Origin of the sequence: Hyphomicrobium methylovorum, from assembly GCF_013626205.1 — a bacterium.
Taxonomy (GTDB): domain Bacteria; phylum Pseudomonadota; class Alphaproteobacteria; order Rhizobiales; family Hyphomicrobiaceae; genus Hyphomicrobium_B; species Hyphomicrobium_B methylovorum.
Genome location: NZ_QHJE01000001.1, coordinates 1,752,892 through 1,777,698 on the forward strand (window position 1 = coordinate 1,752,892; position 24,807 = coordinate 1,777,698).

General features: G+C 58.3%; 22 protein-coding genes. 8 read left to right on the forward strand and 14 right to left on the reverse strand.

All coding sequences use genetic code 11. The features are described 5' to 3' along the window. The first annotated feature begins 14 nt into the window (after nt 1-14). Nucleotides 15-545 (forward strand): RNA pyrophosphohydrolase, encoded by a 531-nt coding sequence (locus DLM45_RS08620; protein WP_181336736.1) that lies wholly within the window; start codon nt 15-17, stop codon nt 543-545. A 159-nt stretch (nt 546-704) separates the two neighbouring features. After that, a complete protein-coding gene (locus DLM45_RS08625; RefSeq protein WP_181336737.1) occupies nt 705-1,241 on the forward strand; it encodes an RNA pyrophosphohydrolase in 537 nt (178 codons plus the stop codon). A 30-nt stretch (nt 1,242-1,271) separates the two neighbouring features. Here DLM45_RS08625 and DLM45_RS08630 read toward each other — a convergent pair whose 3' ends face one another. From DLM45_RS08630 to DLM45_RS08645, 4 genes are all read right to left on the reverse strand, one after another. Beyond that, nucleotides 1,272-2,351 carry an ROK family protein gene (locus DLM45_RS08630; protein WP_181336738.1) on the reverse strand — a complete coding sequence of 360 codons (1,080 nt, stop codon included), beginning with the start codon at nt 2,349-2,351 and terminating at the stop codon, nt 1,272-1,274. 95 nt (nt 2,352-2,446) lie between these two features. Next, a complete protein-coding gene (locus tag DLM45_RS08635) occupies nt 2,447-3,475 on the reverse strand; it encodes a histidine kinase dimerization/phosphoacceptor domain -containing protein (protein WP_181336739.1) in 1,029 nt (342 codons plus the stop codon). Nucleotides 3,476-3,477: 2 nt separating this feature from the next. Next, nucleotides 3,478-3,891 (reverse strand): response regulator, encoded by a 414-nt coding sequence (locus tag DLM45_RS08640; protein ID WP_181338251.1) that lies wholly within the window; start codon nt 3,889-3,891, stop codon nt 3,478-3,480. A gap of 28 nt (nt 3,892-3,919) precedes the next feature. After that, entirely contained in the window at nt 3,920-5,407 is a 1,488-nt protein-coding gene (locus DLM45_RS08645; protein WP_181336740.1) for a sensor histidine kinase, read from the reverse strand. Between the two features lie 233 nt (nt 5,408-5,640). On the opposite strand from DLM45_RS08645, the gene DLM45_RS08650 reads away from it, so the two are divergent. Then, on the forward strand, nt 5,641-6,228 hold the full coding sequence (locus DLM45_RS08650; RefSeq protein WP_181336741.1) for a glutathione S-transferase N-terminal domain-containing protein: 588 nt from the start codon (nt 5,641-5,643) through the stop codon (nt 6,226-6,228). Nucleotides 6,229-6,328: 100 nt separating this feature from the next. Here the strand turns inward: DLM45_RS08650 and DLM45_RS08655 are convergent, their stop codons facing one another. After that, a complete protein-coding gene (locus DLM45_RS08655; RefSeq protein WP_181336742.1) occupies nt 6,329-6,658 on the reverse strand; it encodes a helix-turn-helix domain-containing protein in 330 nt (109 codons plus the stop codon). A 258-nt stretch (nt 6,659-6,916) separates the two neighbouring features. Between DLM45_RS08655 and DLM45_RS08660 the strand changes: the two genes are divergently transcribed. Together DLM45_RS08660 and DLM45_RS08665 are read left to right on the forward strand one after the other, a co-directional pair. Beyond that, nucleotides 6,917-9,274, forward strand: a complete 2,358-nt coding sequence (locus DLM45_RS08660) for a hybrid sensor histidine kinase/response regulator (RefSeq protein WP_181336743.1) — start codon at nt 6,917-6,919, stop codon at nt 9,272-9,274. Beyond that, nucleotides 9,271-9,948, forward strand: a complete 678-nt coding sequence (locus DLM45_RS08665; RefSeq protein WP_246317241.1) for a LuxR C-terminal-related transcriptional regulator — start codon at nt 9,271-9,273, stop codon at nt 9,946-9,948. The genes DLM45_RS08660 and DLM45_RS08665 overlap by 4 nt, the downstream gene beginning before the upstream one ends. A gap of 35 nt (nt 9,949-9,983) precedes the next feature. Here DLM45_RS08665 and DLM45_RS08670 read toward each other — a convergent pair whose 3' ends face one another. Beyond that, a complete protein-coding gene (locus DLM45_RS08670) occupies nt 9,984-10,421 on the reverse strand; it encodes a response regulator (protein WP_246317242.1) in 438 nt (145 codons plus the stop codon). A 281-nt stretch (nt 10,422-10,702) separates the two neighbouring features. Here DLM45_RS08670 and DLM45_RS08675 point away from each other — a divergent pair, with 281 nt between their 5' ends. Then, nucleotides 10,703-12,964: a PAS domain S-box protein gene (locus DLM45_RS08675; protein ID WP_343062270.1), complete on the forward strand. Its 2,262-nt coding sequence runs from the start codon at nt 10,703-10,705 to the stop codon at nt 12,962-12,964. Between the two features lie 21 nt (nt 12,965-12,985). Here the strand turns inward: DLM45_RS08675 and DLM45_RS08680 are convergent, their stop codons facing one another. The 6 genes from DLM45_RS08680 to DLM45_RS08705 form a co-directional block, all read right to left on the reverse strand. After that, nucleotides 12,986-14,098, reverse strand: coding sequence for a beta-ketoacyl-ACP synthase III (locus DLM45_RS08680; protein WP_181336744.1), 1,113 nt, complete (start codon nt 14,096-14,098; stop codon nt 12,986-12,988). Between the two features lie 371 nt (nt 14,099-14,469). Beyond that, a complete protein-coding gene (locus DLM45_RS08685) occupies nt 14,470-15,360 on the reverse strand; it encodes an SDR family NAD(P)-dependent oxidoreductase (protein ID WP_181336745.1) in 891 nt (296 codons plus the stop codon). Between the two features lie 23 nt (nt 15,361-15,383). Further along, the gene (locus DLM45_RS08690; RefSeq protein ID WP_181336746.1) at nt 15,384-16,604 is read right to left on the reverse strand and encodes an efflux RND transporter periplasmic adaptor subunit; all 1,221 of its coding nucleotides are present in this window, start codon (nt 16,602-16,604) and stop codon (nt 15,384-15,386) included. Next, nucleotides 16,594-19,779, reverse strand: a complete 3,186-nt coding sequence (locus DLM45_RS08695; protein WP_181336747.1) for an efflux RND transporter permease subunit — start codon at nt 19,777-19,779, stop codon at nt 16,594-16,596. The genes DLM45_RS08690 and DLM45_RS08695 overlap by 11 nt, the downstream gene beginning before the upstream one ends. 53 nt (nt 19,780-19,832) lie before the next feature. Beyond that, nucleotides 19,833-19,976, reverse strand: coding sequence for a hypothetical protein (locus tag DLM45_RS08700; RefSeq protein WP_181336748.1), 144 nt, complete (start codon nt 19,974-19,976; stop codon nt 19,833-19,835). Between the two features lie 98 nt (nt 19,977-20,074). Next, a complete protein-coding gene (locus DLM45_RS08705) occupies nt 20,075-22,354 on the reverse strand; it encodes an ABC transporter substrate-binding protein (RefSeq protein WP_246317243.1) in 2,280 nt (759 codons plus the stop codon). A gap of 234 nt (nt 22,355-22,588) precedes the next feature. On the opposite strand from DLM45_RS08705, the gene DLM45_RS08710 reads away from it, so the two are divergent. Next, entirely contained in the window at nt 22,589-22,879 is a 291-nt protein-coding gene (locus DLM45_RS08710; protein WP_181336749.1) for a hypothetical protein, read from the forward strand. A 74-nt stretch (nt 22,880-22,953) separates the two neighbouring features. On the opposite strand, the gene DLM45_RS08715 is transcribed toward DLM45_RS08710, so the two are convergent. Both DLM45_RS08715 and DLM45_RS08720 read right to left on the reverse strand, forming a co-directional pair. Further along, nucleotides 22,954-23,301 carry a hypothetical protein gene (locus DLM45_RS08715; RefSeq protein WP_246317244.1) on the reverse strand — a complete coding sequence of 116 codons (348 nt, stop codon included), beginning with the start codon at nt 23,299-23,301 and terminating at the stop codon, nt 22,954-22,956. Between the two features lie 355 nt (nt 23,302-23,656). Continuing rightward, the gene (locus tag DLM45_RS08720) at nt 23,657-23,905 is read right to left on the reverse strand and encodes a hypothetical protein (RefSeq protein WP_181336751.1); all 249 of its coding nucleotides are present in this window, start codon (nt 23,903-23,905) and stop codon (nt 23,657-23,659) included. 395 nt (nt 23,906-24,300) lie between these two features. Between DLM45_RS08720 and DLM45_RS08725 the strand changes: the two genes are divergently transcribed. Continuing rightward, nucleotides 24,301-24,807: a hypothetical protein gene (locus DLM45_RS08725; protein WP_181336752.1), complete on the forward strand. Its 507-nt coding sequence runs from the start codon at nt 24,301-24,303 to the stop codon at nt 24,805-24,807.

The following is a 24,807-nucleotide window of genomic DNA, read 5'->3' on the forward strand; positions in this document are numbered from 1 at the left end:
AGCGGGGGAACGAAATGTCCGACAAATTACGGAAGATCGATGCAACGTCGCTGCCCTATCGCGCGTGCGCAGGGCAGATGGTGATCAATGCGGATGGCCTGGTCTGGGTCGGCCGGCGGGCCGATTCCAAGCAAGACGCCGAGGGCCGCGGAACTTGGTGGCAGATGCCGCAAGGCGGCATCGACAAGGGCGAAGATCCGGCTGATGCGGCGCGTCGGGAACTTTTCGAGGAGACAGCGATCCGCTCTGTCGAGCAGATCGGTGAGATGCCGCGCTGGGTGGTCTACGATCTTCCGCCCAATTTGCTAGGCGTTGCCTGGGGCGGGCGGTATCGTGGCCAGAAGCAGCGATGGTTCGCCTACCGCTTCTTGGGGAGCGACAGCGAAATCAATATCGTCCCGCCGCCTGGACTGGAGGCGGAATTCGTTGAATGGCGCTGGGCCCCCGTCAATGAGCTGCTGGATTTGATCGTGCCGTTCAAGCGCGAGGTTTACCGCGAGGTGATCGCGGAATTTGCGCCTTTGGCGCGGCCGCTCGGAACATAAAGCGGTGCCAATTCTTCCGTAGAGTGATGACCATTGGGATGGTCCACAAACATGTCTCGCGCGTGACAGCCAATGTCACACCGTTGCTATGTTTTTCTTTAAGATACGAGAATCATGGCGCACAATCAGTCCCAGACTATGTACAGGCCCGAAACACCGATGACGTTGCTTTCCAAAGCATCAGATATGCAGGCTCCAACGCTTCCCGTGCGGATGTGCGTTGGCATTCTGCTGTTCAATCGCGACGGACTTGTCTGGGTCGGGCGTCGCCGTCCCAAGTGGGTTGCCGATCATTCGTCGTTTATCTGGCAGATGCCTCAGGGTGGGATTGAGCCCTACGAGTCGCCGCGAGACGCTGCTCTGCGTGAATTGCGCGAGGAGACCGGGATCATCAGCGTCGAGGTCGTCGCTGAGATGCCTGAGTGGCTGACATATGAATTGCCTGAAAGCCTCGTCGGGATCGCGCTCAAGGGGCGCTATCGCGGGCAGCGCCAGAAGTGGTTCGCCATGCGCTTTACCGGTGACGATAGCGAGGTCAACATCGGTCCCAAGGCTGGCCTTAAGGCCGAGTTTGAGACGTGGCGGTGGGCACCGTTGGCTCTCGTGCCGAAGCTCATTATCCCGTTCAAGCGCGATCTTTACGACCGCGTGACGAGCGAGTTTGCGCCCCACGTCGTTCCTGTCGACGCGGTATAGCGCGGTCGCGAACCGGTTTGGGTTCAGCGGTTACTTCTTGGATTTCGTCGGCACGTCGCGGTTCGTGAAGCTGGCGTTGCCGAGGCCGGTGCCGATGGTCAAGACACCCCACTTTTGCCGATCTTTGACGTAGGGCAGTTCGCTCAGCCCTTGGACGATGGCGTCGTTGTGCATCACGACCATCGTTTCGGCGCCGCCGATTTCCGGGATCATTTCGCGGATGACGCGAGGAAGGTTGAAGCGGGCGCTCTCCCAATTTCCGGGAAGGTTCTGTCCGCCGCGGTCGATCGAGCCGTCTTCTTTGATGATGCCAGGGCAGCCGATGCCGATGATCGGCGCCAGCTCGATTTTGTTTTTCTTGCTCCAGTCGATGAGGTCCTGAAGCATTTTAGCCAGCCTTTCGGTTGCGCTATCGCGATCCGTTTCCTCGTCGGCGTGTCGCCAAAGCTCTGATTTCACGACCGCTGCTTTCGCCAGGTCGCTCGATTTTTTGAGGTTCAACTCGACGACGCCGGCGCGGATGTTTGTGCCGCCGATATCAACGGCGAGGATGCCGTCGTGCCCTTTGAGCATCCAGGCCGGCAGCAGATGCGCGGCACCGATCAGACCGGCTTCGTCGGGGTCATTATGGATGAGTTCAAGGTCGACATCGATGCCTTCGGCGCGCAGCAACAGGTGCGCGCGCGCGATTGCGAGTTCGCCGATGCGGCTTCCGCGAAATCCGCCGCCGACGACGAGGCATTCAACGTCGCGCCAATCCTTGAGACGGAGAAAGCGTCGAATGACGAACGCCAATTGCTGGGCGAAATCTTCGATTGCACCGAGGACGAGACTGGCCGCCGCCGGGTCGCCGGTCGCTAGGATTTCGGCGAGCTTGCTTTTGCTGAGGTCTTCACTGGCCTTGTCTTCGAACGGGTCTTCGCCGAGATCCTGGAGAGGCTTGCGCCACTTATCGACCAGTTCCCAGAATGCCCCTTTGCTCGCCTTGTCGCCGATGAAGCCATCATCGTCTTCGATTTCGACGTTGAAGCTGTCAATCGTTACGCTCGGCAGAACGCTTGCGCCGTGTCCAGGCAGTTCCGCCTGGATTGTCGTCTCTTGCTTTGCCATGGATTCCTTCCCGGGGGCTTGTCACAAAACCCCTGAAGGCGCCCGTTGTTCCGCTTGGCGACGGCGCTTCGCCCGCGCGCAAGGTGCGAAGAGAGCTACAACGGGAATTGCAAGACGACCCGAGTGCCTTTCGGCGTCTTCGGGCGGCTGATCTCGCCCTGCAGCCGGGCGGTCATCGAGGCGATCACCTTGGAGCCAAGTCCGGTGCCGCCCGAAGCGGCGTTCGGCTGTAGACCGACGCCGTCGTCATCGACCGTTAAGACGACGTCTCCGTTCGTCTGTCTGACGCTGACGCGAATGGAGCCCTGGTCGGTTCCGGGATAGGCGTATTTGTGGGCGTTGGTTACGAGTTCGGTTGCGATGATGCCGACGGATACCGCCTTGTCCGTCGGTAGGGCGACGGGCACGCAATCGATGTTGATCGGATGCGTTCGGCCTTCATCGACCATCGCCGCCTTCAGGTCATTGACGAGGCTGCCAAGGTATTCCTTGAGATCGACGGTTGAGATGTCGTCCGACGTGTAAAGACGCCGATGCACGCCAGCGATAGCGAGTATCCGTGCGCGCATCTGTTCGAGCAGGTGATGGGCAGAAGGATCCTGTACGGTCGATTTCTGCAGTCCGACAAGGCCAGCGACGATTGCCAGTGAATTGGCAACGCGGTGGTTGACCTCTTTCAAGAGCAGCTCGGCGCGGTCGCGCGCCAGGCGGATTTCGAGGTCCGCGGCTTCCTTCTCGCGCCGCATGCGTTCCTGATGGAGTGCAGCCTTCACGGCTTTCACCAGAAGGTCGCGGTAATGGCCTTGGACGTCTTTCCAGACGTATTCCAGTGCGCCCAATTTCAACGCGGCAACGGCAACGTGGCTGTCGTCCGAGCCCGTCACGTAAACGATGGGCGGCGGCATGGGGAGGGCGCGAATATCCGGTATAAGTTCGAGGCCGGTTTGTCCGGGCATGTGATGATCAAGCGCCACAACGTCAAAAGGCTCGGCACGAAGGAGCGCGAGACCTTGCGCACCGGATTCTGCCAGCACGACATCGAAGCCCCTCGATTCCAATGTTTTTTGAACTAGGCGGCCAATCCCCAAATCGTCTTCGATATAAAGGATTTTCGGTCGAGACATGTTTACTGCGTTTCCGGAATCTGAATGACCGAGAAGAATAGACCGAGTTGTCGAATGGCGTTGGAGAAATTGTCGTAGTCGACCGGCTTCGTGATGTACACATTCGCGCCGAGGTCATAGCAGCGCTTGATCTCGCGCTCATCGTCCGTCGTCGTTAGCACAACAACGGGTGTGCGCTTCGTGTGCGGATTGCTTTTGACTTTTTCGAGAATGCTAACGCCCGTCATATCCGGAAGATTGAGATCCAGTAGCACGAGGAGATGCCGTTTGGCGCTCACTTCGCCGCTGCCGTCCTGTCCAAATAGATAGTTGAGCGCATCCGTACCGTTGGTGAAGGGTATAATCTCATTGTTAACGCCCGCCCGACGAATGTTCCTCTCGATGAGGCGAGCATGCCCGGCGTCGTCTTCGATCATCACGATTTTTACGGGTTTTCCCACACCATCATCCACTCTGCTGCTCCGTCAGGTTCGGCAACTTATTTGGTAATGTAACGCTGAACGTCGTGCCATGACCGAGTTGCGATGTCATTGTAATTTCACCACCCAGACGTCGTATTAAAGCTCGTACGTGCGCGAGGCCGATGCCCTCCCCCGGCTGGTCCTGGGGGCCCGCGCGCCGGAATAGGTCAAATACCCGATCGCTATCGCTTTCGGCTATTCCCCGGCCATTATCCTCAATATCAATAGTTGTCATTCCCCAGCGGGCAGAGGATTGGCGGACGTTAATCACCGGGGGGCGGTCGGGCACCGAGTATTTCAGGGCGTTGTCGACAAGATTCCCGAATATCTGCTCTAGCGTCAGCCGGTCGCCCTCGATGGAGGGTAACGACTTCGCGACGTGGAATTCTCCACCCTTCTCGGAAAGCCGATGCTGAACGCCAGCTTCGATCGATTCAAAGAACTCGTTCAGGTCTATTGTCTCAGGGGTGAGGACGCGCTGGCCTTCGCGAGAGAGCTTGAGGATGGCCTTGATGAGGCCGTCCATTTTGGTCGTTGATGTTCGGATGAAGCCGATCGATTCCGGCATATCGGTGACGATTGCCGTCTTCGCGTCCGCGCCGCCGGGAAGGTGATCGATGGCCGGGTCTTCCGCGAACGTCGACAACGTTTCAAGGCTGGTTTGGAGTTCACTGGTGTAGCCCATGACGTTCACCAGCGGCGCGCGAAGATCGTGGCTTACGATATAGGCGAAACGCTGAATTTCGTCGTTGGCTCGCTTGAGTTCAGACGTGCGTTCCTGGACGCGTTCCTCAAGCCTAATATTTACAGTTTCCAGTTCGGACCGGGCAAATACCAATTCGCGTGTGTATTTGATGATCGTCGCGATCGCGCCGAGTGCGGTGAGGATGATCGCGAGGCCAGCAGCCAAAGAAAACCATCGTGCCAGTGAGGCATTCGCGCTTTGAATTACGATGTAGTTGCGGAGCTTTTCTTCCAGGCGATTTCGGTCGTGCTCGATGGTTTCGCGGATTTTGTCCATGACATCGCGGCCGCGATCGAGCCTGACGATCGACAGCGCCTCCGCAAGCTTGTCACTCTTTCTAAGCTCGATCGTCTTGGTGAGTTCGGCGAGCTTTTCGTCGAACAGAACGCGGAGATTGTCGGCATTAAATTCGGGGTCGGCCTTTAGTCTTTCCGATGCGATGGCCAATCGCTCCTTGACTGCGGTAATCGCCGTTTCATATGGCGCGAGATATTCCGGATCGCCTGTCAGCAGATAGCCGCGTTGACCGGTTTCAGCATCCAAGACCGTCAAAAGCAGACGGTTGAGCGAACTGATCTGTTCGCGAGAGCTTAGAATGCTGTTGTTTGCGCTCTGCGTTCTATTGAGAAACCAAAATGAGGCTGCGGTTAGAACGATGAGCGTCACTAGGCCAGCGACGCCGAATGCATAGGTGATTTTCAGGAGCCGTCGCGGGTCTTGGGCCATGCCATCCTTTTTGTCTTCAAGGCGATTGCGGGGCTTCTTAGCAAGTCTATTAAAAGTTCACCAGTGTGAAGCGCGAAAGCATTTGCAGTTGGCGCGACGCATGACGGCGGGAACTTTTCGGGGGGCAGAATGTTGTGCCCAAATTGCGGGCAAATTTATCCGATGTTGTTCGCGCCGTTGAAGTCCCCGCATTAAGCGGGGTCAATTTTGTAAATGAGGCGGGACCCCCAAAGATGATCCTCTATTATTCCCCCGGAGCCTGCAGCCTTGCGGACCACATCGCGCTCAGTGAAGCCGGTTTGAAGTTTGAACTGGAGAAGGTCGATCTCAAAACTCACACGACGAAGGATGGCCGCGATTTTCGCAACGTCAATCCGAAGGGTTATGTTCCCGCGCTGCAGTTCGACGACGGTTCTATTCTGACTGAGAATGTTGCGATCTTGACAATGATCGCTGACAATTATTCGCCGTTGGCGGTTCCTGGAAATCTCGGCCGATATCGGCTCATCGAAATGTTGTCGTACATTTCGAGCGAGCTTCACGGTGGCTTCAAGCCACTATTCGGCTCGAACACATCGAGCGAGGACAAAGCGCAAGCTATCAAGGCGCTTGAAAAGAAATTCGAGTACGTCGCGTCGCAATTCAAAGGCGATTATCTCTTCGGTGAAAATGCGAGCGCCGCCGACGCCTATCTCTTCGTAATGTTGTTGTGGGCTGGTAAATTCGGGATCAAGGTGCCGGATGTCCTCAATGCCTTCCGGGACAAGATGCGAAGCCGGCCAACCGTTAGTGCGGTTTTGAAAGCCGAAGGTCTCGGCTAATCCGCAGTCCGTGCCCCGAAAAAGGGGCCCGCATGGGGGGATACGGGCCCCTTGGTGCGCGCTCGACCGGACGTGCCGCGGAGCGCATGTTTAAGCCGGATTACGCCTTATTGCGTGCGAGCGCGTAAAGGCGTCCGCTGTCCAATATTTCGATTTTGTAAGCATCGCGAAGCTTGATGACGCCTTGGCTTACGAGGTCGGCGAAGGCATGTTCAAGCGCGACCAGTGAGACGTCGAGGTGCTGGGCGATTTCCGCGTCAGATCGCCGGATCTCTGCCACATCGTTTGCTCCAGGTACGTTGCGCTGGCCGCTTTGGTGAGAATGATATTCGATGTAGGTGGCAAGCTTGGCGATTGCCGTGGCGAATTTGGAATGGATCGTAGCGGTGTCGCTCGTTGGCGTGCTGGCTAGGTTTTCCGTACTCAACATCGGCAATCTCCCGAATCTGAGTTTTGCATGACTAGTAACGATGTCGAAGTCATGCGCTGACACGGAGCTTCAGGCCATTCGGACCGGCGGCCTAATGCGATCGCCGTTCGTTAGACCAGATGGCCTATTGCAGTTCAGTGCGTAGCGGGCCCCATGCTTTGGCCGCGGGCGCGAGGGTTTAGATTGTTCAAGCCTGCTTCACGGTTGCCGTTTTTGGACTACAGGTTCCGACTCGTCAGAGTTATGCGGGCAGGCGCAATGCGACGCGTATCGTTGAGAGTTCTGATTGCAGCGGCCATTTCGATGGTCTCGCTGCTGCTTACGATCGCGGTCTCTTATGTGATCGGGCGCGATGCTGTTCGCAGTCTGGAACAGCAGATCGGGCAATCGCTCGCGCTGCTTGCTGATGAAATGCAGGACAAGCTCGACCGTGCGATGTTCGAACGGCTTCAGTCTCTCGATGACATGACTGAGTTGGCGAAGATTCCGTCGAAGATCGAAGCGCCAGCGTCGCTTCGCTTGTCACTTGAACGTTTTCAAGCTGCGTACAGTGATTATTCATGGGTGGGATTTGCCGATCCGTCCGGAAAGATCGTGAGTGCAACAGGCGGTCTGCTCGAAGGGCAAAGTGCGAAGGATCAGCCTTGGTTCAAGGAGGGCGCGGCGGGTCCATTCGTCGGCGAAGTCAAGGTTTACGATCCTCATTCTCCTCAAGCGCCGGGTAAAGGCCACGAAGCCACGAACTTCATCGATCTGGCCGTGCCGGTGGTGGACGACGAAAAGACGATTGGCGTTCTTGGCGCAACGCTCAGCGCGGACTGGGCGGAAGAAGTGAAGGACACGCTGCTTGGCAGCATGAAGGATATGATTCCAGCGGATGTGATCGTGCTCACGTCCGCGCGGCAAGTTCTGTTTGGTCCCGATGAACTGACTGGCAAGACACTCGATCTGCCGAGCATCCGCTCGGCGCGTGCAGGCAGCGCGGATTTTGGCGTTGAAACGTGGCCAGACGGGCGTCCTTACGTTACCGGATTTTCAAAGAGCGATGGGTATCGCTCGTATCCCGGTCTGCATTGGATCATGCTGGTGCGAGAAGATCGCGATCTTGCGTATGCGCCGGTCCGAAGCCTGCAAACGAACATTCTGATCTCGGGTGCCGTGTTTGCCATCATCGCGGCAATCCTCGCGTGGGAACTTGCGAACCGCTTAGCGCTTCCTCTGCTGCAACTTGCCGAGGCTGCCGAGGGACTGCGACGCGGCAAAAGAAGCGATTTTCCGCAGGTCGACGGTTACGACGAAGCACGAATTCTATCTCAGTCTCTCAGGTCGATGGTGAAGGAGCTGGATGCGCAACGTGCGTCGCTTGCGGCTGCGAACCAGTCACTTGAAAGTCAGGTGCGGGAACGTACGCAGCGACTCGCGGAGCAGAATATCGGCCTCGAGCGTGCCAAGGCCGATGCAGAACGCGCGACGGAAGCCAAGTCGCGGTTTCTCGCTGCTGCAAGTCATGATCTGCGTCAGCCGCTGCATGCGCTCACGTTGTTTGCGCGCGCACTTTCGCGACGCGTAAGCGGGGAGGAAGCAACAACGCTGGTGGCGCAGATGGAAGAAGGATTGCGGGGGCTGAAGGGAATGTTTGACGCGCTCCTCAACGTGTCGCGTCTCGATGCGCGTTTGATTGAGCCGACACTTGTGCCGGTATCGATAGGGCAGATCATCGAACGTATCTCAGCCGGATCGCGCGTTGAAGCCGAGCAGAATGGCTTGCGGTTCTTGAGTGTCGGAAAAGATTGGGTGATCGAGACCGATCCGGCGCTGCTCGAGACGATTATCCGCAACCTGGTGTCCAACGCTTTGAAGTTCACGAAGCAAGGCGGGGTCATTCTGGCGGCCCGGTGGCGCGGCGGGCAACGGATGGTCGACGTGTATGACACGGGGCCGGGACTTTCGCCGGAGCGCTACGACAAGATCTTCGAAGAGTTCGCGCGGACGGATCAGCGGGCTCATGGCGCAAACGATGGTCTTGGTCTCGGGTTATCGATCGCGCGGCGTTACGCAGATCTTCTGGGCATGCGGATTGTCGTCAACTCGCGCCAGCATCGCGGCTCTCGCTTTTCCATCGTGCTGCCGTCGGCGGGCGTTGTTGAACACTTGCCGACGGGGCCGGTGCGCGCGACCAATGGAGCCGACGTGCAGGATCTTTCGATCATGGTTCTCGATGATGATCCATTGATCGTTTCCGCGCTATGCCGCGATTTGCGGGACCGGGGAAATGTGGCGCACGGCTTTGAGCGGGCGGCGGACGCCGAATTGGCCTTGAACGACGGCCTGAAGGTCGACGCCGCCATTCTTGATTTCGATCTCAGGGATCGCGAAACCGGGCTTGAGTTCATTCATCGGATGTCAGAAAAACAGGGTGGGCCGATCCCTGCCGTTATCCTCTCGGGAGGGACGGATTTTGGCACGTTGGCGGCTCTCGCGAAATCGGGGACGGCGTGGCTTACCAAGCCAGCCGACCCGGAACTCATAGTTGCAACGCTCACCTCGGCCATGCGTGGCGGGCATCTACCTCCACGGCCTAGCATCGCGGACAAGCACGCGGAGATCCGCACATGATGAAAGCCCAACCCATTGCAGACGTTCGTCGCGCAACCGTTCTTGTCGCCGATGATCACAGCCTCTACCGGACTGGCCTTGGCTTTCTGCTGAAGGATCGGCTGGGCTTCAGCACGGTTATCGAGGCGGCAACGTTCGATGCTGCTCTCGACCGGCTGTCGGATACGAGTGGTATCGAGCTGGCGTTGTTCGACCTTTCGATGCCAGGCGTCTCTGGGCCGGAAAGTCTCAACGTCGTGAGAGAGACCTATGCGGGATTGCGTGTTGCGATTGTTTCCGGATCGGAGGAACGCAACGACGTGCTGAGGACCGTTGCGACTGGTCTTAGCGGATACATCCCAAAGTCGTTGCCGGACGAGGAGATCGTCGGCGCGCTTGAAGACATTATGGACGGGCGGATCTATGTGCCGCGCTTCATGACCGTTTCTGCAGGGCCGCTCGGCGGACCGTCAGCTCCTAATCTCGATCGCCCCGAGGCGAAAGGGTTGAACGGAAACGTCAAACCAATCTCGCCAAGGCAGCGTGATGTACTGGAGTGTGTGCGACGCGGGCTCTCAAACAAGGAGATCGCGCGCGAACTCGATATCGCGGAAGGAACCGTCAAGATTCACTTGGCGGCGCTCTTTTCCTACTTCGGTGCGCGAAATCGCACCGAGCTTGCGACGAAGTGCTGAACGCGGTTTTCTTTTGGCTTGAACGTCGGGGCCGATCAGACGCTCGACGAGCCGAGCTTGTAGACAAGCCAATCGTGCAAAATGTCTGGATCGAATGGTTTGCGGATCACGGGAAAGGGCCCCGCGACAGACGCGAAATCTCCATGTCCGGTGGTAACGATCGTCGGCACGGGGCGGCCGACCGCGGCGGCAATCGCCAGCGCATCCTTGATGCCACGCATCTCGCCTTCGATCTCAACGTCGGTGACGATGGCCGCGATGTGTTCCAGGCGCTGACCGAGCGTTTGCACGGCCTCCCGGGACGTGCGGGCCGAAATACAGGCGTATCCCCAATCGTCTATGAGCATCGTGAGCGCGAGTGACGAACGGTAATCATCCTCGATTACAACAACCAAGGGCTTCACGGCAGTTGCCTCCATGCTTGGCAATGGCCGCTCCGGCTCCTTGAGGGTCGCGAGCGTGACGGCTGTCATCATCGGGCCTCCGAATCTTCACCTCGTTCTTGAGCCAAGGGTGCCCCGGTTGTGCGGGCCATATCCACTCAGCGGGAGGGTCTAGGCCTTTCGGTATAAAGCCGGGCCGGACCGTGGATCTGGTGCGCTGCACCAGTTGGAAAATTGTGGGATCAGGCTGATATAGGGCTTGGACGCAACGCGAAGGGCGAGCATCTGGAGTGCCAGGGAACTTACGGCCGATGCCGGCGTTCCTCACGGTCAAGTTAGGGGATCTCTGTTGCGCAGAGCGAAAGGTAGACGTGCCTCAGCCCGTCGATAAGAATAAAACCACGGCCTTACTTCAACTGGGTAGCGGGCAAGGGTTGGGCGAGGCGCTCCCGTTTGCGCTTTTTACCTGCGATCTGGCCGGCGTTGTTGCCGCCGAGAACCGGCAAAGCGTGGCGTTGTTTGGCCCGCTTCTGGATCGGCCGGTCAGCGAATTGAACACGTGGCTTTCCGACAACGGAGCTTTAATCGATCCGTCTCGGGCGCTGATGATCGATGTTCTGCGGACGGGCTGCGCGTCCCCCCGTCGCGAACTCACTCTGCAAAGGCCAGGCGGACAGCGAATTCTCCTTGAAGTTCATACCCGTCCAATTCTGGATCCGGACGGCGCGATGATTGGCGGGCTCTGTACGGCGCAGGATATTTCGGATCGGATAGCCGCTGGACCTGATCGCGGCTCCGCCCCGAGTGGGTCAGCCGCCTCCGAAAGCGAACATAATTATCGCCAGATCCTCAGTGGTCTCCCGGTCGCCGTTTTCATCACGGACGCAGCCGGCAAGATCACGTTTTTCAATCAGGCGGCAGTGGCACTGGCTGGGCGCGAACCTGCTCCGGGTACGGCTTGCGGCGATGCGTTTCGTCTGTTCGATCTTGATGGCGTCGAATTCCTGAGCGGCCAATGCCCCACGGTGGTCGCGCTTCGAGAGCGGCGGCCGGTAACTGGGGCTGACGCAATTGTCGAACGGCCGGACGGGTCGCGCGCGCGTTTCGTTGCGCATTCGACGCCGCTGTTCGATAGCCACGGCGAGCTTTACGGTGCCATGACCCTCATGACCGAGGTCGTAAAGCGTCACGAAGACCAGATTCAAGCGGCGCGCCTGGCGGCCATCGTCGCCTCGTCGGACGACGCTATCGTCAGTAAGACGCTGGATGGTTACATCACGTCCTGGAACATGGGCGCGACGCGAATTTTTGGGTACACCGAAGACGAAATGATCGGCCAGCACATCACGCGCATCGTCCCTCCGGAATTGCATTCGGAGGAGGACGCGCTGTTGGCGCGTCTGCGTGCGGGCGAACATATCGATCATTTCGAAACTGTTCGCGTCGGCAAGGATGGTCGGCGGATCGACGTCTCGGTCACCATCTCGCCAATGCGTGACATGACGACCGGCCACGTGATCGGTGCTTCAAAAGTCGGACGTGATATTTCGGATCGAATTCGGTTCGACAAGCTGCAGCAGCTTTTGATCAGCGAACTCAATCATCGCGTTAAAAATACGCTTGCGACGGTTCAGTCGATTGCGAACCAGACCGCGCATAGTGCGAAGTCCATGACGGACTTTGCGGTGAGTTTTGGTGGTCGACTGCAAGCGCTGGCTCGCATGCATAGTCTTTTGACGGACTCGACGTGGCAGGGCGCGGAGCTTTCATCGATCATCCGGGATCAGCTTCAATTCAGCGGCGCGGGTGAGGACAGGATATCCTATTCGGGTCCGGCTTTGGTGCTGAATTCTCAAGTGGCGCTGCATCTTGCTTTGGTGCTGCATGAGCTGGTTACAAACGCGCTTAAGCATGGTGCGCTTTCGAACAACGACGGCAAGATCGAAATTCACTGGGTCATACGTTCTGACGATGGACGTCGCCTGCAGTTGCAATGGCAGGAGTTAGGCGGTCCGCCCGTAACGGCTCCCGCCGAGCGGGGCTTTGGAACGACGCTGATCAAGTGCAGCCTGGATCCGCATGATGGAAATGCCGTCGTGCACTATAAAAGAGACGGTGTCGTCTGCGAGATCACCTTGCCATTGCCAGAGGAAGAGTCTACGGGCGGCTCGTATGCCAAGCACGGTGCGAAGGTTGCGGAGAGTTCGAGGATGACGGTGCCGAAGCCTTCAGGAGCTGGACCCCTGACCGGGAAACGAATCCTGGTCGTGGATGATGAGCCGCTGATTGCGATGGATATCATCGGCAATCTCATGGATGAAGGCTGTGACGTCATTGGTCCGGCGGCGACGGTGGAGAAGGCGCTCGATCTTATCTCGGGAACCACCATTGATGCGGCATTGCTCGATGCAAATCTCGCTGGTGATCCCGTCGATTCCCTGGCAGACGCGCTGAGACAGCGCGGGGTGCCGTTTGCTTTCGTTAGCGGATACGGCCGTGAGAATTTGCCGGAGAAGTTCCGGGACTCGGAACTGGTGCGCAAGCCGTTTCAACCGCGCGTGCTGTTGGATGCGGTTCGCAAGCTGCTTCACAAAGACGAAGACAACGTCATCCCGTTGCGGCTGAACATTTGATGAGATTTGGTGGGTGGCGCGTCAGCGTTTCTGAACGAAGACGGTGCCTGCGGAGTAGCCTGCGCCGAAGCTGCAGATAAGTCCGACGTCACCGGCCGTCAGGTCCGCGTTCGCCTTGTGAAAGGCGATGATCGAACCTGCTGAACTCGTATTTGCAAACTCATCGAGAATGATGACGTTTTCTTCCGGTTTTGGCTCGCGGCCGAGCACTTTTCGTCCAATCATTTCGTTCATGTTTATATTGGCTTGATGAAGCCAGAGGCGCTTCAGCGTTGCGGGTTCGATGCCAATGTCGCGTGCGTGGTCGATAATAAGATCGCTCACCATCGGTACGACTTCGCGAAAAACCTTGCGACCTTCCTGCACAAATAATTTATCGCGCGCGCCGATTCCTTCGGGGGCAGCGCGATTGAGGAAGCCGAAGTTGTTTCGAATGTTGTTGGAGAATTGCGTCTTCAGGCGCGTGCCGAGAATGGTCCAGCCGGATGCGTCTTCGGTGGCCGCGCTGACGATCACAGCGGTGGCGACGTCGCCGAAAATGAAGTGGCTGTCTCGATCGGTAAAGTTCAGATGGCCTGAGCAGATTTCAGGATTGACGACGAGCACGGCCTTAGCGCCTGCGGATACGAAATCGGCGGCTGTTTTGATGCCGAATGTTGCGGACGAACAGGCGACGTTCATGTCGAAAGCAAAGCCGCCGATGCCGAGCGCGTTTTGGATCTCGACGGCCATCGCGGGGTAAGGCCGCTGCATGTTGGAGGCAGCGCAGATCACTGCGTCTATTTCAGCTGGCTGGCCGTTCCATCTGGAGAACGCATCGTTGGCGGCTGCGACGGCGATTTCCGCGAGGATGGAAATTTCCTCGTTCGGTCGTTCCGGCAGGTTTGGCCGCATGAGTTCGGGATCGAGAATGCCCGTCTTGTCGATCACATGCCGCGAGCGGATGCCGGATGCTTTCGTGATGAACTCAGCGGATGATGGTTGCAGGGCTGCGACGGAGCCTGAGGCGATCGCGTCGGCGTTCTTGGCGTTGAACGTTTCGACATATGTGTTGAATGACGAAACGAGTTCTTCGTTGCTGATGCTGAGAGGCGGAACATAAAGGCCGGTCGCGGCAATCACGGGCTGTGTCACGGCGGGCAATTCCGTCTCAATGTGCGGGGGATGAGGTCTCGATCTTCGTTAAAGCCTGCATACCAATGAGGGTGGGGAAAGTCCACGAAGGCGGGCGGCCACCCCGTATCTTGGTGCGCGGCTTTCGGACCGCCGGATGCGGTCGGTCTCCAGCGGTCTCAGGGGGCTGCTAGGGCCGGAAAACTGGGTTTTGGGTAGAGCTAGGTGGGCTGAAAAACAGCGCGGCCACGCATCGCAATATCGAGCCCCAGAGAGCCCGTTCGAGCGTGGCCGCGAGTTAGGCCTCCAGATACGCGAAACCTCAATCCGGAGTTCTTCTCCAGTTAAGGGTAAATTGGTTGCGATAATGCAAACGAGAAGTCGAAGGATGCTTAACGCGGAGGGAGGTTGCGCTTCAGAAGCGCGTAAACGATCGGCACCGTTATGATGTGCGGCACGACTTTCAGGGCGATCAGGGCGACGATGTTGAAGAGGCCCGGCACGATAACGCGTTGGCCCCAGCGGAAGCCACGATAGGCACTTCCGGCGACGCGGTCGGCGCTCATCGCTGGGATGATCATGCGGTAGAGAGATCGATCCGCGCCCATGTCGCGGTGGAAGCCGGTGTTCACGGAGCCCGGTATCAGAACGCAGACGCGCACGCCGGTTCCCGCCACTTCGCTGGCGATCGCTTCCGTCAACGACAAGACATAGGACTTGCTGGCGTAGTACGCCGCTTGGTTGGGCCCGGGTGTATACGCGCCGAGTGAAGCTACGCTGATGATGCCGCCGCTGCGGCGAGCGACCATTGCGGGAAGTGCCGATCGCGTCAGCCGCGTTACGCTTTCGATGTTCGTTGCGACGACGGCTGAGAGTTCGGTTTGGCTGCGTGAGAGAAACGGGCCTGCGAGGCCAACGCCTGCGTTGTTGACGAGGACGTCGAGATACAACCCACGCTTTTCGAGCTCGGCCGTTATGAGATCATACGCTGTCGGCTCAGTCACGTCGCACAAGAGAATGTGCGGTTCGTTGCCGGTCTCGCGCTTGAGTTCGGCGGCTGCTTCGTCGAGCTGTGGTGCGCTTCTCGCTGCGATGACTGTTTCGTGCCCGGCCCGCAGGAACCGTTTGGCGAGCGCGAAGCCAATTCCGCGAGAGCCGCCAGTGATGACGACGGCGGGTTTTTGATGCGCAACAGCGGCACGCGCGGTCTTTACCGTTTCAGGATTGGCGCCGGAGAGCCAGAGACGAAGGCGGGATATCCAGCCCGTTCTCTCGTTCTTCATGCATTTCCATTTCTGAGGCGGCGTTAGCCTTTGCCGCCGCTATGCGGTTGAATTGCTGACGAGGGCGCGTTCGCCGGGTTGGGTTTCTCTTGCACGTTCACCGGGTCGCCGTCGAGCAAACCGTCGGGCGCGCCGTCAACGATCCGGTCTTCGGGGGCGAGGCCTGAGGCGATCTCGAGCGTGCTTCCGAGATCTCTGCCGATGACGATGGGCTTCAAGCGGATCAGGCGATCTGTGCCGACCGTCGCGACGCGCAAACCTTCCTTGTCGAAGATCAAGGCACTTGCGGGAATGACGACGACGTCGCGCCGATTGCCGATGGTCAAGCGCACGTTGCCGTAAGCGCCGGGCATCAGCTCCTCGGCAGCGTTGTCGACCACGAGCTGCATGCGTGTCGTTCCCGAGGCTCTATCAACGGCGCCTGCGGACACTTCGACCTTGGCCTCATATGTTTTTTCCGGATGCTCCGGGACGGTCAATACGGCCGTCGTTCCGGGTGTGACCATCGGCACATAGTTCTGCGGAACATTGACGTAGAGCCGGAGCTTGTGCGTGTCGGACACGACGAACATTTCCGTGCCGGTGGAGCTGCCCGTGTTGATGAGGTTGCCGACGTCGGTGTTGCGCACCGTCACGATGCCATCGAACGGGGCGACGATGCGTTTGTATTCGCTGAGGGCCTTCAATCGATCGACGTTGGCTTCTGCCGATTTCACCAGTGCGTTTTTCGCATCGAGATCGGCGGATTTTTCGTCAGCGGCTTGCCGCGAGACGTAGCTGTTTGGAAGCAAAGCCTGATAGCGCTTGTTGGTGACGTTCGCGAGCGCGGCTGCGGCCTTTGCGTTGTTCAACTCTGACTGCGCCTGGAAGAGCTGCTGGTCCAGATCTGGCGCGTCGATCTCGGCAAGCACGTCTCCGGCTTTGACGCGGCTCCCGATATCCACCTTCCGGCTGGCGACGTATCCGCTGACGCGCGCAAACAGCGCCGCTTGGGAATACGCATCAAGACGTCCGGGCAGGTCGAGGTGTCCGACGCTCGGGCGGACGACGGGAAGAGAGACCGATACCGTCGGGACAGCGCGCTCCGCCGCTTTGGTTTTCAATTGCGCGACGGATTGCTGACGGCTTTCAATACCCGTCATTGCGATGAACGCCGCGACGCCGATGAACAGAATCGTCGCGACTGGCAATGTCCAGCGTGAGCGTGTCCGCGGTTCCTGTTCTGCAGGTACCTCAGGCGGCATGGAAATCTCCCGGTACAGCATCGTTACGAGCGGCGGCTGGTGCCTTCGCGCGATGCATCAGGCTGAAAATAACAGGCACAATGAAGAGCGTTGCAGCGGTTGCGAAGATTAGGCCGCCGATGACTGCGCGACCGAGCGGAGCGTTCTGCTCTCCACCTTCGCCAAGGCCAAGCGCCATCGGTGTCATGCCGATGATCATGGCGAGCGCCGTCATTAGAACGGGGCGGATGCGGACGTATCCTGCTTCAAGAGCTGCGGTGATCGGTTGACCGTGTTCGTTCAACCGTTCGCGCGCAAAGCTGACGACGAGCACGCTGTTGGCCGTCGCGACGCCCATACACATGATCGCGCCAGTGAGCGCCGGAACGGACAGCGTCGTTCCGGTTACGAACAGCAGCCAGATGATACCGGCGAGCGCCGCAGGAAGCGCCATGATGATGACCAGAGGGTCCGTCCACGATTGGAAGTTTACGACAATCAGAAGGTATATAAGCACGATTGCGCCGAGGAGACCGTAGCCCATTCCGGAATAGGCGCTATTCATCGTGCTGACCTGGCCGAGCAGAACAGCGGTCGCGCCCTTCGGCAAGTCGGGTTTTGCCTCATCGACGATCTTTTGGATGTCGGCCGCTACGGAGCCAAGGTCGCGGCCTTCGAATGTCGTCAGGATCTGCACCATCGGCTGGATGTCATAGTGAGAAATCGACGCGTTGGTCGCGGCGCGCTCAAAGCCAGCGACGCCGCCGAGAAGCTGAGGTGCTGGCGACGTCGAGCCGTTGACCGGTAAGTTCTGCAAGGCATTGAGCGTATCGAGCCGGTATTCGGGTGTCTGGACGACGATCGGGTAAGAGACACCGTTCTTCGGGTTGAGCCAGAAGGCAGGCGACACTTGTCCGGTGCCGGAGAGACTTGTGCCGATGCTTTCGGTCACGTCCCGCTCGGTCACGCCGACGTATTGCGCGCGTGAGCGATCGACGTTCACTTTTATCACCGGCGCGGCGCGTGATTGCTGGATGCGGGTGTCGGCCACGCCCGGCACGAGGCGAATCTTGCGCAAGAGCTGTTGAGCGTAGTCGTAGTTGGCTGTGAGATTGTTGCCGCGAATTTGCAGATCGATTGGGGTCGGAGCGCCGAAGTTCAGAATCTGGCTGGTGATGTCGGCGGGCAAGAACGAGAACGCCGTTCCGGGAAACCGCTTCGGCAATTCGTCCCGCAACTGCTTGACGTAATCTTGCGTCGGTTGGTGACCCGGATTCAGTGCGATCTGGATGTCGCCGTCCTGCGGCCCGATCGTGCCGGTGTTGTTGTACGACATATTGATGCCGCTGTTCGGAATGCCGATGTTGTCGACGACCGTGTGCAGTTCGTCCGGCGGAATGATCTCGCGGATGGCTTTTTCGACTTGGGCGAAGTGGCGGGCCGTTTCCTCAACGCGTGTGCCGATTTCAGCTCGTACGTGCATCAGGATTTGGCCGGAATCGACTTGCGGGAAGAAGTTTCGGCCCAGGTGCGGCAGCAGCAGATATGACGCGCCGATGAAAGATAGCGAAACCGCGAGAAATACTGCGCGGTGAGTGAGGGCACGTTCCAGAAGTGAACGATAGCCCGATCGCATCGCCTCAAAGTTATGCTCGAAGCGGCGCTGAAATAGAACGAACGGATTGCGTGTCGCTTTCCCGTGGGCGCTTGGATCGTGCGGCTTCAGCAGGAATTTCGCCATCGTCGGCACGAGTGTACGCGACAGGATGAAGGACGCGACCATTGCGAACATGACGGCCAATGCCATCGGCACAAAGAGAAAGCGCGCGACGCCTTCCAGGAAGAACATTGGAACGAAGACGATACAGATGCAGAGCATCGAAACGAACGCGGGCGTTGCGATCTGATCGGCGCCGTCGAGAATTGCGGTCTCGACGTCTTTCCCCTGATCCAAGTGATAGTTGATGTTCTCAATCGTGACGGTTGCTTCGTCGACGAGGATGCCGACTGCGAGCGCGAGGCCGCCAAGTGTCATGATGTTCAACGTCTCGCCCATAGCCGAAAGCGCGGCGATGGACGCGAGGACCGAGAGCGGTATCGAGACGGCGATGATGAGCGTGGACCGGACGCTGCCGAGAAACAGGAGGATCATCACGCTTGTCAGCGCGGCCGCGAGGACGCCTTCGTGTACGACATTCGAGACGGCGTTCGAGACGAACCGGGATTGGTCGCCGAGAATATTGATCTTGAGCGCGTCCGGTAGCCCGGGTTTGATTTCCTCGATTTTTTTCTTGATGCCCGAAATAATATCGAGCGTGGAAATTGCGCCGCCTTTCAGAACGGGCTGAAGAACCGAGCGTGTTCCATCGACGTGGACGATATTGGTTTGCGGCGGAAAGCCGTCTCGCACATGGGCGACGTCGCGGATGTAGACCATGCCGCCGTCTACGGCCTTGATGGGCAGATCGCCCAGATGGCTCAAGTCTGACGGTGCGCTGTTGAGCTGGATCGTATATTCGGTCGCGCCGATTTTTTGCGTTCCGGCGGGATTGATCAGGTTCTGATCGCCCAAGGCTTCGGAGACGTCTCGCGCGGTCAGCCCGCGAGCATGGAGCGCTGCGGTATCGAGATCGATCTGAACTTGTCGCGTCCGTCCACCGTATGGGTATGGCAGCGCGGCGCCTGGAACCGTGACAAGCCGCGTCCGGATCATGTTGAGGCCGAGGTCGGACAGATTTTGTTCGGTCAATCCTTCGCCGCCGAGCGCGAGCTGCATGACGGGCACGGTCGAGGCGTTGTAGTTGAGGATGAGCGGCGGGGTCGTGCCCGGCGGCATTTGCCGGATGAGCGTTTGCGCGATCGCGGTCACCTGCGCATTCGCCGTGCGGATATCGGCCGTTGGCTGGAAGAAGATCTTCACGATGCCGACGCCGCCATACGACACGGATTCGATGTGTTCGATGTCGTTGACGGTTGTTGTCAGCGACCGTTCGTAGGGCGTGATCATACGACCTGCGAACTCATCTGCGGGGAGGCCGCTGTACTTCCAGATCGTGCTGATGATCGGGATGCGGATCTCAGGGAAGATGTCGACGGGTGTTCGGACTATCGCAAGGCCGCCGGCGATCAGGATCAGCAGAGCCAGCACGATAAACGTGTAAGGCAACCGCAGTGCGATTCTGACGAGTGCAGCCATTAAACAGAAGTCTCCACACCGCGGTCAGGGAGAATGGGTTGCGGTGCCCCCATCTAGAACGGCGGAACCTCACTATTCCGTTGCTCTCCGTTGCCGCGCGGGTTGCGGCGAAACGGCTCAAGGCAGCGCTGGCGTTCCGTATGATCGGCATCCGGCGCCAGCTCGGCATGACCCGCACTTACTTCGGAATTAAGCATTGCCGTTTCCACGGCAACGCTATCGCACAATGAGCGCGCTTTATAGGGAAAGCATTGTCACTCGCCACCAGCGGGAAAACGTCCCTGCTTGCAGGCGGTTAGCCCAGACTCGCCTCATAGACGATATAGGCCGTGAGCGCCGCCATCGCGGGTACCCCTACTATGTGCAAAACACCCAAGCTGCGCCGCAGCCAGCCGATCGGTTCTATGAGGCGGTTCGATCGTGCGATGGTGATGACGATGATGAAGCTCAGGACCAGGTAACTGAACAGGAATAGTCTGTCGGATAGAGTCTCGGTGTTCGCGTCCAGCTTCGGTAACGCGAGATAGAGGGCAACAGCGGACAGCAACGCTGTGACCTGGATTGTGACAATCGCTTCAAAATGATCTTTCGAAATGAAGATCGACAGATAAGCGATGATGACGATGAAGCCGAGCGGTACGACGACGCGCAGGAAATAGTCGGTCGTTTCGCGCTTCATGAGCCATACAAAGCTCGCTTTGTAAAACGGTACGACGCTCGGTTCTAATGTCTGCGCGTCGACCGTGCGGATGAAGTCATCGTCGTAGCCGACATAGAAATCCGTCGGCTCCCAGCCATCGACGGAGACGACGCGGTCGCGCAGGTGTTGCGGCGGCGGTTGAACGATGAACGATCCCTTGCCGTGCTTTGGCTGAATGTCGATCGAGAAGCGCTGCGTGTCGAATGGGTATTCTGCGAGCTGCGGATCGAACAGAAATTTTCCAGTCACCTGATAGATCTTCATGTGATCAGGGAAAGCGTCGCTCTTGCCTCCATCGTGAATGGTGCGGACGGTGATCTGTCGATCGTTGGAGCCGGGTTCGAGGTAGGCGTTTGAAAATTCGATCTGATCGATCGAAGCGCCGTTGCTGTCGTTCATCGAGAGATAGAAGTCGGCCAGGAATGTCTTCTCGTTGTCGTCAATGTGCTCGGCGCGAATGAGGTCGATATCGGCATAAAGGGTATCGATCTTGCGCATCGTGTTGTTGCGGAGGTGAAGAAACTGCACCGGCGCGAGTTGAGCGCGTGCCAAGCCGCGCGGGATCATCACGATGAGCGGCGTGCGCGATGCGGCGCGCGAGGCAGGCTGAAACGACCAATTGCTGTAACGGCCTTGGAATGTGCCGCGTCCGGCCGCGTACGTGGATTGCAGTTCGCGCACGATCATTGCGCGCAAATCTGGAATGCTTGTCGTCAGGTCTGCGCTGCGGGTGGCTTCGGCGATCAGGCGCACCATGTCCGCGTAGCGCGTGCCCGCTTCCAGCGCGCGCATGTTGTCGGCATCAGTGGCTTGCAGTGGGATATCAGGGTCTCTCGGCTTGCAGGATCCGTCTTGCCAGCCTGGGGCCGCGTCGTTCTTCTGGCCTTCGAATATCCAAGCTTTCGGTTTGGTCGAATTGGCGATGATCTTACGAAGTCGGCCGTTGTAGACGTCGGGCAGGCCATCCCACGCGAGTTGATAAATGTCGTTCGGATAGGCATCTGCACCATCCGAGACGAGATTATCGATGCGTCCGTTTACGAGGATCGGCGGCGTAAAGCCCGCGTTTTTGAACTGTTTGAGAACGTCCTTGGTGCGGTTGTTGCCGATGGTAAGAAAGAGCAGTCCGATGTCCTTGGTCTTTAGCCATTCGATCGTCGCTGCGACCTCTGCTGGATCGAGCTTATCGTCCGTCAGCTTCAGGAAATTCTCGCTGACGACGGCGTCGGGGCCGACGAATTTCTTCAATGCGTCGCCGAGATTGGTGCCGACAATCGAGTCTTTCAGGCCAACGATCCCCAATCTCTGGAAGTGCATCTCCTTCACCAGCTCCGCAATCACCGGCATGCGCTCTTCGTCTTCGGATGCGCGTGTCGTGAATACGTTCGGATAGTCGGCAATCAATCCCGCCACGGAGATGTGGGATAGGAAGGGGATGTTGCTCTCTTTGAGTGCCTTGCCGACGGCGTCGAACCCGGCTTTCGCGCGGGTGGAATTTGCCATGCCGATCATGGCGACTGTCTGCATGTCGGTGACGGAGTTCGAGAGGTCGGCGACGAGCTTGGCGTTGTCGCGACGATCGTCGAGGAACATGAGGCGCACGCGGCGTCCGGCAATGCCGCCTTCGCGATTGATGCGCCGCTGCTCCCGGCGCGCGAGGCGCGTGATCGCTGCTGCTTGTCCGCTGTCGTAACAGTCGTCATTTCGCGAGGTGAAGAAGATCGGGATGCTGAGCGGAGGGCGCTGTGCCGCTTCGGCCTCGTCTGCGGCTTCAACAGACCGCTGTGCGCCCGACCCAATCGCGAGCGTTGCCACGACACAGAAAAGCGCCGCGAGGCGCTTCAGCATCGGCATCTGGCCGACGCGCTTGCTCAAAGCAAATCCCACCTGACGCCACCCCGATCGTTAGCTGTGCCCACTGGATCGATGGGCGTTCCGCCTCTGGTTCCCCCAGGCGCTTTTAACAAAGGCGCAGGGCGAATGAACGGACAATTCAGGCATCAGTGGGGAGCGAACCTGGAATTCCGCACAGAATTAGATTGCGGGCTAAATCAAGGAACGGGCTAGCGGCGGGACACGTTGCCTTATCAGGCAGTTACAGGAGGCAGCATGGCCAAGTTCAGAACGGCGGGTGCGCTTGCCGTGCTCTGCATCGCATTCGGACCAGCGATCGCAGAGCCAGCAGCTGATAAAGCTCCGGAAAACCCACCACAATCTGGCGTGAAGGGTGCCCATGAAGTGGAACCGGGGAAGACCGGGCCCGGCAGCGAAAAGAATTCCCAGGTCTCGCCAACGTCGCCCGACATTCCGACAAAGGCGCAGCCGCCTCCGGAAATCAATTTGTCTCCGGGAGATGCAAGCGGGTCAGCGACGCCCGGTTCGCCGTCAAAGCCGGAGTAACTGGGAGGCATCGAGCCAAATATTTAAAAGGCCTTCGGAATGTCGAAGGCCTTTTTCACGTTGCTGCATCTGGATCAATCCCAGGTGCAATACCGACGTCCGTGACGCCAATAACAATCACTGTATGCGTAGTAGTCATCATCGCCGTACCAATAGTCATCGTAATACGGCACTGCGGCGAAGGCGTAGTACGGGAAGTATCCGCCGCCGTGATGATGGTGATGACCGTATCGACCGTAATCGCCGCGGTAAGCCATGTGGCCCATTCCATGAGGTCCGTGCCCCATGCCATGTCCCATGCCGTGGCCCATGCTCATTCCATGGCCCATTCCACCGAACCTTGCCGCTTCCGTCGAACCAGCAAAACTCGCGATGGAAAGTGCCGCCAAGCCGGCTATCGCAATGTGTTTGAAGTTTGCCATTTTCAACATCCTCGTTGAGAGCTGAGAAACATCGGCCGAACGCTTTCGTTCCTGCACAAAAAAGCCCCAGCTCCCTGGATATGGGAGCTGGGGCTTTCCACGGCCTTTCGGAAGCCATGTCGCTAGCGGAAACCTGCCTTGCAGCTTTGCTGGGTGGGTCCGACAAGCACCGGGAGATCAATCGTTTGCGAAGAGCAGTGCTTTCCGGCCGACCTGGCTGATTGCCGCCGCCTAGGATCTACTTGGGTTGGAAGGTATCGTTCCGCGGAGAAAGCCCGCGAAGCGATCAAACCAAATCACACCGTTAATTTCGCGGCGACCTACGCGCGGTGAAGGTTGGAATTTTAATAGACAATCAAGCTGACGCTGCGCGCTCCGCCGTCACCCCGATGGCGCTATCCTCGGGGCCGATAACTTCGGTAAAGTGGCTGATCTTGTTCGCATCGCAGACATAAAGCCATTTTGAATCGAACAGCTCGCCATCCCGGACGTACCCCAGCGTCGCGCCTTTCTTCGGGCGCCAGAACAAGATAGGAGGCAGGTCGGTCCCGACCGATTGCCAGTCAGGTTCGACATAGTCCGTTACGGGCTTCCAAGGGATCATATCTATTTCTCGCCGGTTTCCAGATGGGTCTTAGCATCCCCTCCGCCGGGCGGCGACGGTAATCGACGGCGACAGCAAGATGTCCGCGCGAGCGCCGTAACTTCGTCAAGCATGTGCCAGCCAAACCTGCTCCGACGAGCCGCAATCCTTTTCGGCAGCCGTAAATCACTGTTGCGGGAGGTTTCATGTGGGCAGATGTCTATCTAAGGCGTTGTCACTAAATACCGAACATTTCCGTTCGTCGGCTCTTTCATAAATCCCATATGAATATATGCTCCTCCCATCATTATTCCGATGAGAGTGCCATGAAACCGACCCGGCAATTCGCGGATTTTGCAATTTCTATATTGGCTGTGTGCGGACTAATTGCGCCCAATGTTGCGCAAGCGGCGACCGTGACTCTCAAATGTGGGCGCGCAGATGTATTCAATTCAAAATGGGATGCTCCGCTCACATTCGCATATTCGGGCGAGGCGCAGGGTACGCTCGCGGTAACCGGCGTTCTCGGCAATTTTACAATCCCTGCCACAAAGAAGCCTCTCGCGATCGAGCCCGATATTCACGGGGAGGCGATTGATGGTATTGCCGACGCTCGTGTCCTACTTCCTGCTCTTGCCGATCTCGAGTCATGCATCGACAAGAAGGCTGGTCCGGACGCGAAGCCTCCCTCTGACGAATATCTCGATGCGCATGCGGCGTGTCTGCAAGAACTTGCGCCATCGCCTGAGGGCGTCGGTGCAGTGGCTGAAATCAGGCTCGGCATTTCGCTCGATCCGGGGGATACGAGCGGCGAGGACGCTTTCGTCGTCTTCAAAGTGCGGTATGCCGACAAAAGCAGCAAAGCGCCGGACGCTACGATGTCCGCAGAACTCTTTCCCGCAAAGTGCGTGCTTCAGAAGTGA